Below are 13,287 nucleotides of genomic sequence, written 5' to 3'. Positions count from 1 at the left end.
ATAAGATGGCCAAGGTAAAGAAACAGCCCCGCCCCAAGGCAGAAACGCCCAAAGGTTTCCGTGATTACTTCGGTGCAGAAGTCACCGAGCGGAGCCATATGCTCGGTCAGATTGCCGAAGTGTATCATCGCTACGGGTTTGAGGCGCTGGAAACCTCGGCTGTTGAGACCGTTGAGGCGCTTGGTAAATTCCTGCCTGACGTGGATCGCCCAAACGAGGGTGTGTTCGCATGGCAAGAGGATGAAAAGGACTGGGTCGCGCTGCGCTATGACCTGACCGCGCCGTTGGCGCGTGTGGCCGCGCAATATCGCAATGACCTGCCGTCGCCCTATCGCCGTTATGCGATGGGTCCCGTTTGGCGCAATGAAAAGCCAGGTCCCGGCCGGTTCCGTCAGTTTTATCAGTGCGATGCGGATACCGTTGGTTCGCCGACCGTTGCCGCAGACGCAGAGATTTGCGCGATGCTGTCCGATACGCTGGAAACCGTGGGTATTCCGCGTGGTGACTACATCGTGCGCGTGAACAATCGCAAAGTTCTGAACGGCGTGATGGAAGTTGCTGGCGTTCTGGACCCGACCGATCCCGATAAGTTCGTTGATGAACGTGGCATCGTTTTGCGCGCCATCGATAAGTTCGACAAATTCGGCGAAGAGGGCGTGCGCCTTCTGATCGGTAAAGGCCGCATGGACGACTCTGGCGACTTTACCAAAGGCGCGGGGCTGTCGGACGAACAGGCCGATATCGTCATGGGCTTTATGAATGCACGTCGCGACAGCGGTGCGGCAACGGCTGCGCGTCTGCGCGAATTGGTTGGCGCGTCCGTCGTCGGCAACGACGGTGTGAACGAGCTCGAGTATATGGCAGAGCTTTTGGATGCGCAGGGCTATGGATCGGATCGTATCCTGATCGACCCGTCTGTCGTGCGTGGCCTTGGCTACTACACTGGCCCTGTGTTCGAGGCTGAACTGACGTTCGAAATCCTCGACGAAAAAGGGCGTCCGCGTCAGTTTGGGTCCGTATCTGGCGGTGGTCGTTACGATGACCTCGTGAAACGGTTCACGGGTCAAGAAGTCCCTGCAACGGGTGTCTCCATCGGTGTTGACCGTCTGCTGGCTGCTCTGCGCGCCAAAGGGCGGATGAGCAATGAGGCCGTTGGTCCCGTTGTTGTCACCGTAATGGATAAGGACCGCATGGCGGATTATCAGGCGATGGTCGCGGAACTGCGCAACGCGGGTATTCGGTCCGAAGTTTATCTGGGCAACCCCAAGAACTTTGGCAACCAGCTGAAATACGCGGACAAACGCAATTCTCCGATCGCTGTGATCGAGGGTGGTTCTGAAAAAGAGAACGGCGTTGTGCAGATCAAGGACCTGATCCTTGGTGCGCAAATCGCGCAGAACGCGACGCTTGACGAATGGAAAGAACGCCCAAGCCAGTACGAAGTGCCGCGTGGTGATCTGGTGGCGAAAGTGCGAGAGATTTTGGAAAGCCAGAAGAAATGACAGGCTTGATCCAAGCAAACGCCGAAGCGCGCCGTATTCGTGCGCTTTTTGAGGCGCAGGGCGCGCAGGTCGTTGAGACGGATATCCTCCAGCCCGCTGAGACGCTGTTGGACCTCTACGGCGAAGACATCCGTGCCCGCGCCTATGTGACTTACGACGGGTTACGCGGTGAGATGATGCTGCGCCCTGACTTTACGGTTCCTGTGGTGCAGTGGCACATGGAAACCAATGCCGAACCTGCCCGCTATACCTATTCGGGCAAAGTGTTCCGTATGCAGGAAGACGATACATCGCGGCCAAACGAATATGTTCAGGTTGGCTATGAGGTCTTTGACGGCAAGGCGCCCAATCATGCGGATGCTGAGGTCTTTACCCTGATTTCCAAAGCTCTCGACGGTTTGCCTGTTCGCGCTGCGACGGGCGATCTGGGAATTTTGATGGCTGCGGTGCGTGGGCTTTCGACGACGGATGCCCGCAAGGCTGCTCTTTTGCGTCATATCTGGCGTCCGCGTCGGTTCCGTGCGCTATTGGATCGGTTTGGTGGGAAAACCCCCGTGCCTGCGTCGCGCACTGCGCTGTTGGCGAGCGATGATCCGTTCAAAGGGATCGACACCAGCCACGGCGTTCGGACCCGTGCCGAGGTTGAATCCCGCATTGATGCGCTCCGCGAAGATGCGGCGGCGGCCCCGATTGCGTCGGAACAGATTGCTCTTCTGGACGAAATCCTGAGCCTGCGGGAAACATCCCCGAATGTTCTGAGCCACCTGCGTGATATCGCGGTCGATATGCCGTCGATTGGCGCTGCGGTTCAGCGGTTTAGCCAACGGCTCGAGGCGCTGTCGAAGGCAGGGATCGACGTTGATGCCCTCGATTTCGAAGGCAACTTTGGTCGGACCACTCTCGAATATTACGACGGGTTCGTGTTTGGGTTCTATGCGGATAAACGTCCTGATCTGCCGCCCGTGGCGTCGGGTGGGCGGTATGATGCGCTGACCCATGTTTTGGGTCGTGGCCGTGCCGTGCCTGCGGTCGGTGGGGTGATCCGTCCTGAACTCGTTCTCGCGCTGAGGGATACGCTATGACGATCAAGCTCGGTGTGCCGTCCAAAGGGCGGTTGATGGATAAGACCTTTGACTGGTTCGAAGAGCGTGGCCTGACGCTCAAGAAAACGGGGTCAGAGCGCGAATATTCTGGTGCGGTCGAAGGCATCGACGGTGTTGAGCTGGTGCTTTTGTCGGCGGGTGAAATTCCGCGTGAATTGACCACTGGGCGTATTCATTTGGGTGTCACGGGATCGGACCTCGTTCGGGAAAAAGTGCCGAGCTGGGAAACCCGTGTGACTGAATTGGCAGGCATGGGATTCGGTGGCGCTGATCTGATCATCGCGGTGCCGACCTCGTGGGTCGATGTAGAGACGCTCGACGATCTCGATGCGGCAGCGGCACAGTTCCGTCGGACCCATGGTTACCGTTTGCGGATTGCGACCAAATATCACCGCCTCGTGCGGGAATTCCTGCGTGAACACGGCGTTGCGGATTACCAGTTGGTCGACAGCCAAGGCGCGACCGAAGGCACCGTTCGCAATGAAACCGCCGAAGCGGTCGCAGATATTACGTCGACGGGTGAAACGCTGCGGGCGAATAACCTGAAGATCCTGTCGGATTCGCTGGTTCACTCGTCACAGGCGACATTGTTCAAATCGCGCTCTGCAGATTGGTCGAATGAAGATCGCTTGGTCCTTACGCAGCTCGAAGACCTACTGGGTATCTAAGCGGTTTTACCGAACACCAATTTCGGCCAATGCGGCAGAGAGGGATGGGGGCAGATCGGCCTCGCCCTCTTTGGCGCGACCCAGATCGGCGGGGGCGTCCTCGGGTTTTAGATAGCGCCAGCCTTGGAACGCACGTTTCTGGGTGGGTTCAACGCGGACCAGTTCGGGATCAAGCACAATAGCGCAGCGGCGGATGCCGTCGTGACCTGTGACCTCATCCAAACGCAGAATCGTTTGGCGGCAGAGGATCACTCCTTTAATCACCCAATAGATCGATCCGCCGTTCAGAACCTCGTCCTCACGTTTCGGCCACATGCGAGTCACATGGCGCGGCAATCCGTCAGAGGTCCGTGCAGCAACGGTTTTCTGCCAATCAGCAAGGTCTGAAACGCCTTCTGTGCCGACCGATAGCTTGATTAAGTGGGTGAATTTGGTCATAACTTATGGTCTCCGAAGCATAGTTAGATAGAGCAAATAAACCTGTGGGCAAGGCAATATTTTGTGTTGCCTCACGGGTGTCATCACAATATCTATGCGGTCCAGCCACATATGAATGCCGACAGAGGATTGATCGAATGACTCGTTTCGCCGCCCCAATTGCCGAACAAATCTGGGATATGAAGTACCGTTTCAAGGATGCCGACGGCAAACCTTTGGATGGCACTGTTGAGGATTCGTGGCGTCGGATTGCGCGTGCTTTGGCGGCTGTCGAAAAAGACCCCAAAAAATGGGAAGATAAGTTCTACGGCGCTCTGGAAGATTTCAAATATCTCCCTGCTGGCCGCATCACCGCTGGTGCAGGCACTGCACGCTCGGTCACTCTGTTCAACTGCTTTGTTATGGGCACTGTGCCAGATTCGATGGGCGGCATTTTCGATATGCTCAAAGAAGCGGCGCTCACCATGCAGCAGGGTGGCGGCATCGGCTACGACTTCTCGACGATTCGTCCCAAAGGCGCGCTGGTCAAAGGTGTGGCGGCTGATGCGTCTGGTCCGCTGTCGTTCATGGATGTTTGGGATGCGATGTGTCGCACCATCATGTCCGCGGGTTCGCGCCGTGGTGCTATGATGGCGACGATGCGTTGTGACCACCCCGATATCGAACAGTTCATCACTGCGAAATCCGACCCTGCACGTCTGCGCATGTTCAACATGTCGGTGCTCGTCACCGATCCGTTCATGGAAGCGGTTAAGGCGGATAAATCGTGGGAACTGATCTACGACGGTAAGGTCTACAAGACCGTCAACGCGCGTGATCTTTGGAACACCATCATGCAGTCGACCTATGATTACGCTGAACCCGGTGTGATCTTTATCGACCGCATCAATGAGATGAACAACCTGTCCTACTGCGAAACCATCGCAGCGACGAACCCCTGTGGTGAACAGCCGCTGCCGCCGTATGGCGCATGTCTCCTCGGTTCGATCAACATGGCGCGTCTGGTTGAGAACGCGTTTGAGAAAGACGCTCGTTTGAATGTTGAGCAGCTCGACGATCTCGTGGCGACCGCCGTGCGCATGATGGACAACGTTGTGGATGCGTCGCGCTTCCCGCTTGAGGCGCAGGCCCAAGAAGCGGCGGCAAAGCGTCGTATTGGTCTGGGCGTCACAGGTCTGGCTGATGCGCTGTTGATGGTTGGTCTGGAATACGGCACCGAAGAAGCCGCCGCGCAAACCGAAGCATGGATGAAACAGATCGCTCGTGCGTCCTACCTCGCATCTGTTGAACTGGCCAAAGAGAAGGGCGCGTTCCCGCTCTTTGACAAAGACAAATACCTCGCGTCTGGTTCGCTCAAGATCATGGATCAGGACGTGAAAGACGCCATCGCAGAGCATGGCATCCGCAACGCGCTGCTGACCTCGATCGCGCCGACAGGCACCATCTCGCTCTATGCTGGCAACGTGTCGTCGGGCATCGAACCTGTGTTTGCTTACGCTTACACTCGCAAAGTTCTGCAAAAAGACGGATCGCGCACCGAAGAAGAAGTCGTCGATTACGCGGTCAAACTCTACCGCGATAAATTCGGCGCAGACGCAGAACTGCCGAGCTACTTTGTGAACGCTCAGACGCTCGCGCCTCTGGCACACGTGCGGATGCAGGCGGCGGCGCAGAAATGGATCGACTCGTCGATTTCGAAAACCATCAACTGCCCTGAAGACATCGACTTTGACTCGTTCAAAGAAGTCTACATGGAAGCTTACGAGACAGGCTGTAAGGGCTGCACCACCTACCGTCCGAACGACGTGACGGGTTCGGTTCTGTCGGTGTCTGAATCGTCGGACAAAACCCCGTCCGAGGCACCAGAGACCACTTCGACCGATGCAGAAGTCATCTATATGTCCGAACCGCTGGACCGTCCTGCTGCGCTGGAGGGCAACACCTACAAGGTCAAATGGCCGGATAGCGAGCATGCGATCTATATCACCGTCAATGACGTTGTTATCGCAGGCCACCGCCGTCCGTTCGAAGTGTTCATCAACTCCAAAAACATGGAGCACTTTGCATGGACCGTTGCACTGACTCGTATGGTGTCGGCTGTGTTCCGTCGCGGTGGTGATGTGTCCTTTGTGGTCGAAGAGCTGAAAGCAGTGTTCGACCCACGTGGTGGCGCATGGATGAAGGGCAAATACGTCCCGTCGATCCTTGCGGCGATCGGTGGTGTGCTGGAACAGCACATGGTGGCGATTGGCTTTATCGAAGGCGAAGGCAAGCACCTCAAGGTCGATCCCCAAGCCGAAGTTATGGTCGTCGGCGAAGCCCCGCGCGGCAAAGCCTGCCCATCCTGCGGTGAATACGGCATGAAGATGGAAAGCGGCTGCGCCTCGTGCACGTCGTGCGGATATTCCAAGTGCGGCTGATCTGCGCTATGTAGAAATAACGAAAGGGCGGCTGTAAGAGCCGCCCTTTTTCGTTGTGCTGACTACCGCCTGCGCCCCGACGGTTTAGTGACCTTTTTCCCGCGCGGGCCAGTTTGGACAGGCGTGTTGCTGCGGTTTTCATCTTGGAGCTTGTGCCAGCGGTCTAGGCGCGCCGCGTCGATTTCGCCGCGGGCGACGGCGGCTTGGACGGCGCAGCCTGGTTCGTGGGCGTGGGTGCAATTGCGGAAGCGGCAATTGTCGGCTTGCTCTACGATTTCGGCAAAGAGCACGTCGAGGCCGACAGACAGATCGCTGACATGCAGGGTGCGCATGCCGGGGGTGTCGATCACCCAGCCACCGCCCTCAATGGAATGGAGCGACCGCGAGGTCGTTGTATGGCGTCCCTTGGCATCAGATTCGCGGATGCCGCCTGTGGCTTGGGCTTCATCGGGGGCTTTGTCGGCGAGGGTGTTCAAGAGTGTCGATTTGCCAACGCCAGATGATCCGATCAGAGCAACTGTTTGGCCGGCACCGCACCACGGGGCGAGGACTTTGGCTGCGTCAGGGGATTTACCGTTGACGGTAACGACGGTCAGGTCGCGCTGGATGGCGGCGGCCTCGGTCTTGTATCGGTCGAGTTCGGTGGTTTGGTCGGCCTTCGTCAGAACGATGACGGGAGTCGTGCCTGCTTCGTTCGAAAGGGCCAGATACCGCTCTAGCCGCGCTGGGTTAAAATCGTCGTTGCAGGAGGTGACGATAAAGAGCGTATCCACGTTTGCGGCGATCAACTGGTGATCACGTCCCCCTTCGGTGCGGCGTTGAAGCAGAGAATGACGGTCAAGGCGACGCACCAAAAGCGAGGTATCAGGTTCGACCAAGACCCAATCGCCGACCGCAAAATCAGTGGTGCGTACATTGTGGCCCAGAACCAGACGTGTGGATTCCCGCCCTGTCGTCGCGGTCATTCGGCTGCGGTGGACAGTCGCGACTCGCATTGGCACGAGGCTAGCCTCGTCGTCGGACAATTGGTCGACATAGAACGAGGTCCACCCAAGGGCGGCCAAACGATCAGATTGGGATTCAGATGCAATAGTCACGGGCACTGCATGGCTAGAATTGCCGAGTGTTGCAAGTGTTTGGTGCAGCCCCATTGATCAAAGGGCTGCACCTGTGGGGTTATTCGCCGTAGGGCACCCAGATGTTTTTGACTTGGGTCGCACGGGCGAGGAATTCGCGCCCTTGCCCTGCAGGTGATGCGAAATCACGGGTGCCTGCGACTTCGGTCCACGTTTGTTTGAGGTTGCCTGTCGAGGCCTTTTCCACCATCGCGCAGCCGTCGGCCGTTCCGAAATACCACATCGCGGCGACTTCATCGTGTTGGGCGAGCGTTTTGGAGAGTTCCTCACGCGGGCCAGTGACGATGTTGACGACGCCAGCGGGTACGTCAGATGTTTCGAGGATCTGGTAGAAATCCGTCGCGGCAAGTGGGTGCGTCTGCGATGGCACGGCGACCACGGCGTTGCCAGTTGCGATGGTGGGCAGCACGGTTGAGATAAACCCGAGCAGCGGATGACGGTCGGGGCAAGCGATCCCCACGACCCCCAACGGTTCATTCATCGCCAATGTGACCATGCGCGACTGTGTTGAGTGAACCGCGCCGTCGAATTTGTCGGCCTGAGCCGCATACCAGAAACAACGGCGGATTGCGGCCTCAACTTCATCCTGCGCGGTGCCTTTGTTGGCACCGAACGACTGCAGGCGTTCCGCGAATTCACCCGCGCGCGCTGAGAGGTTTTCACCGATATAATAGAGGACCTGCGCGCGGTTGTGGCCTGTCGCCTTGCCCCAGCCAGAGGTTTTGGCGGCGGCTTCAACGGCGTTGCGAATGTCCTTGCGACTGCCAAGTGGGGCGAGGCCAACGGGGCCTTTCGGACCAGATACCGTGTAGGAATAGCCGCTGTCCGGGCGTGCTTGTTTCCCACCGATGTAGAGTTTGGCCGTACGGTCAATTTCGTTTGCCGTTGATAAGCCAACGGCGGCGTTCAAGGCGGAGGGTGCGGGTTCTGCTTTGCCAGATTTGACGGATGTAGGTTTGAGGTAGGAAAGCATCCCCTCGCGGCCCCCTTCGCGGCCAAACCCGCTTTCGCGGTAGCCGCCAAAGCCAGCTGCCGCGTCAAAGATGTTTGTCGCATTGATCCAGACAACACCCGCTTTGACCTTCGACGCGATATCGAGGCAGAGATTGATGTTCTCTGACCAGATCGACGCCGCGAGGCCGTAGCGCGTGTTGTTCGCCAATGCGACGGCATCATCGACCGTGCGGAAGGTGGTGAGCGTGACCACGGGGCCAAAGATTTCTTCTTCCCACAGGATCGACGCGGGTTCGACATCGGTCGCGAGGGTCGGGGGGTAGAAACAGCCCTGCGGTGCGGAGATCTGGTGTAGGACAGCACCTGCGTCTTGACCCTTTTGGACTAGATCGCGAATGCGGTCGGCCTGAACGGGGTGCACAATCGCGCCGACATCCGTGTTTTTGTCGAGTGGATCACCAACGCGCAGCTTTGCCATGCGGGTTTTCAAAAGGGCCGTAAAGCGTGGGGCAACGGCCTCTGCCACGAGGATGCGGGAGCCTGCACAGCAGACCTGACCTTGGTTAAACCAGATGGCATCGACGACGCCTTCGACGGCAGCGTCAAGGTCGGCATCGGCAAAGACGATGAACGGGGATTTACCGCCAAGCTCGAGGGTTAGCGCCTTGCCCGATCCAGCGATCTGGTCACGAATGATGCGGCCAACTTCGGTTGATCCCGTAAAGGCAACCTTTTGGATGTCCTTGTGGCCGACGATAGCAGCACCCGTTGCGCCGTCGCCTGTCACGATGTTCAGCACACCTTTGGGCAGGCCACACTCCGCCGCGATCTGGGCAAAGGCTAGCGCGGTCAGCGGTGTGTATTCAGCCGGTTTCAGAACGACTGTGTTACCCGCAGCCAAGGCAGGCGCGATTTTCCATGCGAGCATCAGCAGTGGGAAGTTCCACGGGATCACCTGACCGCAAACGCCAACGGCATCCATGTTCGGGAATTCGTCTGCCAGAATTTCAGCCCAGCCCGCATGGTGGTAGAAATGACGAGCGACCAGCGGGATGTCGATATCGCGGCTTTCGCGGATCGGTTTGCCGTTGTCGATGGTTTCCAAGACGGAGAGGAACCGTGCGTGTTGCTGGATGTGACGTGCCAAGGCGTAGAGGTGTTTGGCGCGTTCATGGCCCGACAGTTTCGCCCACTTTGGTTGGGCCTTGTTCGCAGCGGCAACGGCTTTGTCCACGTCGGCACTGGTGCCTTGGGTCACGTGGGCAATGACGTCGCCAGTTGCGGGGTCGGTCACGGCAAAGGTTTCGCCTGCGGGCGTAAACGCGCCGTCGATGAAATGGCCAAAGCCAGCCTTATGATCGTCGAGCCATTTGCGAACGATGGATGCGTCCTCTGGTGCCGTGCCGTAGTCGAGGTCGGAAAGAAGCGGTGTAATATCGGTCATCTGAACTCTCTTACGCGGTGGCGTGGCGGTTTGCGGCGGAATAGCGGCCTGTGACGAAGTGTTCGATCTGGCGTTCAATGTCGCCCAGCATAGAGGACGCGCCAAAGCGGAACAGATCAGGGTTTAGCCAGTCGCGGCCCATTTCCTCTTTCATTAGGATTTGCCATGCGATGGCTTCTTTGGCCGATTTGATGCCGCCCGCAGGTTTGAACCCGATTTTGAACCCAGTCTCGGCACCGTAGTCGCGAAGCGCGCGCACCATAGTGAGTGAGACGGGCAGGGTGGCGTTCACGCCTTCTTTGCCGGTGGAGGTTTTAATGAAATCGGCACCCGCCTGCATCGCGACCATTGAGGCCGCATAGACATTGCGGAGCGTGCGCAATTCGCCCGTGGCAAGGATCGCCTTCATATGTGCAGGACCACAGGCCTCTCGCATCGCGGCGATTTCGTCATAGAGTTCCGACCAGTTTTCTTTGAGCGCGAGTTCGCGGGAAATCACGATGTCGATCTCCGCGGCGCCTTCTTCGACCGCATAACGGATTTCAGCTAGGCGGAGGTTTAGCGGCGTGAGACCCGCAGGAAAACCAGTGGCGACGGAGGCAACAGGGATACCCGTGCCAGCGAGCGCCTCAACCGCGTGATGCACCATCGTGGGGTAGACGCAAACAGCGCCTGTTGTGAGGCGCATGCCCTCCATCCCTATGGCGGCCTTAAGCTGAGGGGAAAGGGGCTGCGCGGCCTTGGCACAAAGCCTGCGCACACGTTCGCGCGTATCGTCACCAGAGAGGGTCGTCAGGTCGATCATGCGGATCGCATTCACGAGCCACGCAGCTTGATGCGCTTTCTTGACCGACCGGCGCGCCGTGAGGGACGCCGCGCGCCGTTCCGTGGCGCTCAGGTTGACGGCGTGTCCGTCGAACATGGACACATCAAGAGGGCAGCCCGCGTTTCGGTCGAACGCATGGGCTGTGTCGGTCGTTGCGGGCACTTGATGCGCGGCCTGCATGGTGGTGGCGCCTTGGCGGGCGTCTACAGTCATAGAAAGCTCCAAAACCTCTGGGCAATGTCAGGATGGTAGCCTGAATTGCGCGATGCATCCACAGGACAGACCAGACCATAGGCGAAATTAAAAGTATTTTTTGATCGAAAAGTAAAATGTCGTTGGCCTGCCCCTACGTCATTATCAAGTCACTTTGGCGCGACGGGCTGTTCGCCAAAACACAGACCCTGTTCCGCCACTGTGAATTGCCGAACCAAATGTTTCGGTTAAGTGTCGAGATCAGTCCTCACACAACTCAAGAGAGTGTATTATGAAAAAGTTCCTCCTTACGTCTGCTGCGGTCTTTGGCCTTGCCACTGCTGTGGCTGCAGAACCTGTAAATTACGTTCTGGACGCATCGCACAGCCAGATCGTGTTCTCCTATAACCACCTCGGCTTCTCGACCACGACTGGCATGTTCTCTGGCTTTGACGGCGCGATCTCGTTCGACGCAGAAAACCCTGCGGCATCGTCTGTGACCGTAGAAGTCAAAGCTGACAGCCTTATCACTGGCTGGAACGAGCGCGACGCACACTTCCTGTCTGACGATTTCTTTGGCGCGAGCGCTGCTCCGCTGATCACCTTTGCCTCGACTGGCATCGAAGTGACCGGCGAAAACACCGGCCTCATCACTGGCGACCTGACCGTGAACGGTATCACCAAATCGGTCGTTCTGGACGCAACCATGACTCAGATGGGCGACCACCCAATGGCGAACTTGCCGTGGGTTGGTTTTAACGCCACCGCAACGGTTCTGCGTTCTGACTTTGATATGGGAATGTTCGCGCCTTACGTCAGCGACGAAGTGGCAATCGAGATTTCGATCGAAGCCATGGTTCCAGCTGAATAATCCGAACCAAAACGAATGCGAAAGCCGCCGGAGCGATCCGGCGGCTTTTTTGTTTAGCGGGTTCGTGTCGCGGTGAGGGCCACATCGACTGTGACGCCAAAGCCAACAGTCGATTCATCCGTGTAGCCCGACCCCATCCCGAAATCGCGACGATCCAGCGTTGTTGTGCCCGTCATTGTCGCAGCATCACCGTCGCGGTCGAGCGTGAAGTCCAGAACCACAGGGACGGTTTGACCGACCAGCGTTAGCGTCCCGCTCGCACGATGAGAGGCCCCTTCGATCTGTTCGATCTCAGCCGCAAAGACGGCAGTGGCGTAGCTGGAGGTGTTAAAGAACTCCGCTCCTTTTGCTTGATCTGTGACGGACCCGAGGGTGAGCGATGTGGTGTCAATAATGACCTCAACCTCACCGGACCCCGTGTCATCATACAGGATCGATGCCGTCCAAGTGCCGAACTGACCTGTCACAGGCGCACCCATTTGCGCGACCGTAAACGTCAGAGTCCCGCTCTCTACCTGCCAATTTGCATCTGACGCCGGTTCGACAGCAATTGTTGTCGAGCCGTGTTCATGAGCAGGTTGGGTCAGAATAGGCAACGCAATGATGGTGGCCCAGAGGATCGCGGCGGGAACCATCGGAGCAATATGGCTGCCTGATGACACCTGCGAACCTGAAACCTTGCCTTTTGTCATACGGGCCAAAGTGTCATCGCGGTCGATAATCGCGTGTTTCAGCGCACCAGCGATATGCGCGCCGACGGTGAGGTAGATGACAATCGCGGACAGCCCGTGAACGGCCCCTGCAATATGGGCGACGGATTCGGACTTTGGCACGAACGGGAGGTCTTGACCAAACGGCCACCAAATTGGCGCAAAGCCCGTCTCGGCCGAGTGCATCACCCAACCAGACAACGGCATCACAAAAATCGCGCCATAGAGCGCCCAATGTACGACTTCGGCGACAAAGGTTTCGGCTTTGCGTTCGGGGTGCAAGGGTGCGGGTTTGGGCTGGGTGAGGGCCCAAATTACGCGCAGGACTGCGAGGAGCAGAACTGCAATGCCGATGGTTTTATGAGTGGAATAAAGGGTCTGAAGAAACCCCGCGGTCTCTGCATTGCGTTCAGTCGCATCCCCGATCAACCCCAGCCCAATGTCGGTGAGGATTAAAAGAGCGATAGACCAATGGAAAAAACGGGCCAGCGCCCCGTAGCTACTAGACGTGTTAGAAACCATGATGTGAACGATCTGTTGGAATAAGATGCGAGCAGGTTATCGTATTCGCCCGATTAAATCTTCGCACCGCTTTCCACAGGGTCTGTGCAAAATGATCGAAAGTGGGGCAGGTTCCGTACAGCTAACCCCCAGTCAAAGAATCCTGATCACAAGAAACGGTGTATTTGACGCATGTATCGCGCCTAAGTGCGGCCGAAAAATAGCTGCGGACTCGCAGTGCCAATTTCTCATAAGTGTCAGTGACTTAGTGCAGATTTACCATAAACGTGCGAATCGTTTAAAATAAAATCTTTATTTTTCAGATACTTAAAATTAGAATAACGCCATAAGCGTGCAATTTTTCACCATAAGCATGCGAAAAATACGGACGCGAGATTGAACAGAAGACAGCAAAAAGCCCGCCGAAGCGGGCTTTATTATCTTTTGTATCTCTTTGTTTTTATTATCTTCTCATTCGCATCGATGTCTTCGAGCAGTTTGATCGGATTGTACGCCTTCCTG

Annotated in this window: 10 protein-coding genes; 5 read left to right on the top strand and 5 right to left on the bottom strand. The window is 57.2% G+C overall.

Annotated elements, in window-relative coordinates:
- Positions 1-5 precede the first annotated feature (5 nt).
- From hisS to hisG, 3 genes are read left to right on the top strand one after another with little or no spacing between them, the layout of a single operon-like run.
- Positions 6-1,502 carry a histidine--tRNA ligase gene (gene hisS, locus AC07ED_RS11600; RefSeq protein ID WP_105234355.1) on the top strand — a complete coding sequence of 499 codons (1,497 nt, stop codon included), beginning with the start codon at positions 6-8 and terminating at the stop codon, positions 1,500-1,502.
- Positions 1,499-2,584, top strand: a complete 1,086-nt coding sequence (locus AC07ED_RS11595) for an ATP phosphoribosyltransferase regulatory subunit (RefSeq protein ID WP_105234356.1) — start codon at positions 1,499-1,501, stop codon at positions 2,582-2,584. Before hisS ends, AC07ED_RS11595 begins: the two co-directional genes overlap by 4 nt.
- On the top strand, positions 2,581-3,273 hold the full coding sequence (gene hisG, locus AC07ED_RS11590) for an ATP phosphoribosyltransferase (protein WP_105234357.1): 693 nt from the start codon (positions 2,581-2,583) through the stop codon (positions 3,271-3,273). Before AC07ED_RS11595 ends, hisG begins: the two co-directional genes overlap by 4 nt.
- A 6-nt stretch (positions 3,274-3,279) precedes the next feature.
- Here the strand turns inward: hisG and AC07ED_RS11585 are convergent, their stop codons facing one another.
- Positions 3,280-3,711, bottom strand: coding sequence for a DUF1489 family protein (locus tag AC07ED_RS11585; RefSeq protein ID WP_105234358.1), 432 nt, complete (start codon positions 3,709-3,711; stop codon positions 3,280-3,282).
- A 137-nt stretch (positions 3,712-3,848) separates the two neighbouring features.
- Between AC07ED_RS11585 and AC07ED_RS11580 the strand changes: the two genes are divergently transcribed.
- Positions 3,849-6,131, top strand: coding sequence for an adenosylcobalamin-dependent ribonucleoside-diphosphate reductase (locus AC07ED_RS11580; protein WP_105234359.1), 2,283 nt, complete (start codon positions 3,849-3,851; stop codon positions 6,129-6,131).
- A gap of 62 nt (positions 6,132-6,193) precedes the next feature.
- Here the strand turns inward: AC07ED_RS11580 and rsgA are convergent, their stop codons facing one another.
- From rsgA to deoC, 3 genes are all read right to left on the bottom strand, one after another.
- Positions 6,194-7,228, bottom strand: a complete 1,035-nt coding sequence (gene rsgA, locus AC07ED_RS11575) for a ribosome small subunit-dependent GTPase A (protein ID WP_245918113.1) — start codon at positions 7,226-7,228, stop codon at positions 6,194-6,196.
- Positions 7,229-7,307: 79 nt separating this feature from the next.
- Positions 7,308-9,665 carry an aldehyde dehydrogenase family protein gene (locus AC07ED_RS11570; RefSeq protein WP_105234361.1) on the bottom strand — a complete coding sequence of 786 codons (2,358 nt, stop codon included), beginning with the start codon at positions 9,663-9,665 and terminating at the stop codon, positions 7,308-7,310.
- A 10-nt stretch (positions 9,666-9,675) separates the two neighbouring features.
- Complete coding sequence (deoC, locus tag AC07ED_RS11565) at positions 9,676-10,671, bottom strand: deoxyribose-phosphate aldolase (RefSeq protein WP_105236279.1); 996 nt, start codon at positions 10,669-10,671, stop codon at positions 9,676-9,678.
- Positions 10,672-10,975: 304 nt separating this feature from the next.
- Here deoC and AC07ED_RS11560 point away from each other — a divergent pair, with 304 nt between their 5' ends.
- A complete protein-coding gene (locus AC07ED_RS11560; protein ID WP_105234362.1) occupies positions 10,976-11,554 on the top strand; it encodes a YceI family protein in 579 nt (192 codons plus the stop codon).
- Between the two features lie 53 nt (positions 11,555-11,607).
- On the opposite strand, the gene AC07ED_RS11555 is transcribed toward AC07ED_RS11560, so the two are convergent.
- A complete protein-coding gene (locus AC07ED_RS11555) occupies positions 11,608-12,786 on the bottom strand; it encodes a cytochrome b/b6 domain-containing protein (RefSeq protein WP_105234363.1) in 1,179 nt (392 codons plus the stop codon).
- Positions 12,787-13,287 lie beyond the last annotated feature (501 nt).

The organism is Aestuarium zhoushanense (genome assembly GCF_056431045.1).
Note: the sequence above shows the minus strand (reverse complement) of the source record. Positions and strands in the feature narration are given on the sequence as shown.

Coding starts and splice junctions, on each gene's coding strand:
- AC07ED_RS11580 (WP_105234359.1), top strand. CDS start 3,849: ATGACTCGTTTCGCCGCCCCAATTGCCGAACAAATCTGGGATATGAAG.
- AC07ED_RS11570 (WP_105234361.1), bottom strand. CDS start 9,665: ATGACCGATATTACACCGCTTCTTTCCGACCTCGACTACGGCACGGCA.
- AC07ED_RS11595 (WP_105234356.1), top strand. CDS start 1,499: ATGACAGGCTTGATCCAAGCAAACGCCGAAGCGCGCCGTATTCGTGCG.
- deoC (WP_105236279.1), bottom strand. CDS start 10,671: ATGCAGGCCGCGCATCAAGTGCCCGCAACGACCGACACAGCCCATGCG.
- hisS (WP_105234355.1), top strand. CDS start 6: ATGGCCAAGGTAAAGAAACAGCCCCGCCCCAAGGCAGAAACGCCCAAA.
- AC07ED_RS11560 (WP_105234362.1), top strand. CDS start 10,976: ATGAAAAAGTTCCTCCTTACGTCTGCTGCGGTCTTTGGCCTTGCCACT.
- AC07ED_RS11555 (WP_105234363.1), bottom strand. CDS start 12,786: ATGGTTTCTAACACGTCTAGTAGCTACGGGGCGCTGGCCCGTTTTTTC.
- AC07ED_RS11585 (WP_105234358.1), bottom strand. CDS start 3,711: ATGACCAAATTCACCCACTTAATCAAGCTATCGGTCGGCACAGAAGGC.
- hisG (WP_105234357.1), top strand. CDS start 2,581: ATGACGATCAAGCTCGGTGTGCCGTCCAAAGGGCGGTTGATGGATAAG.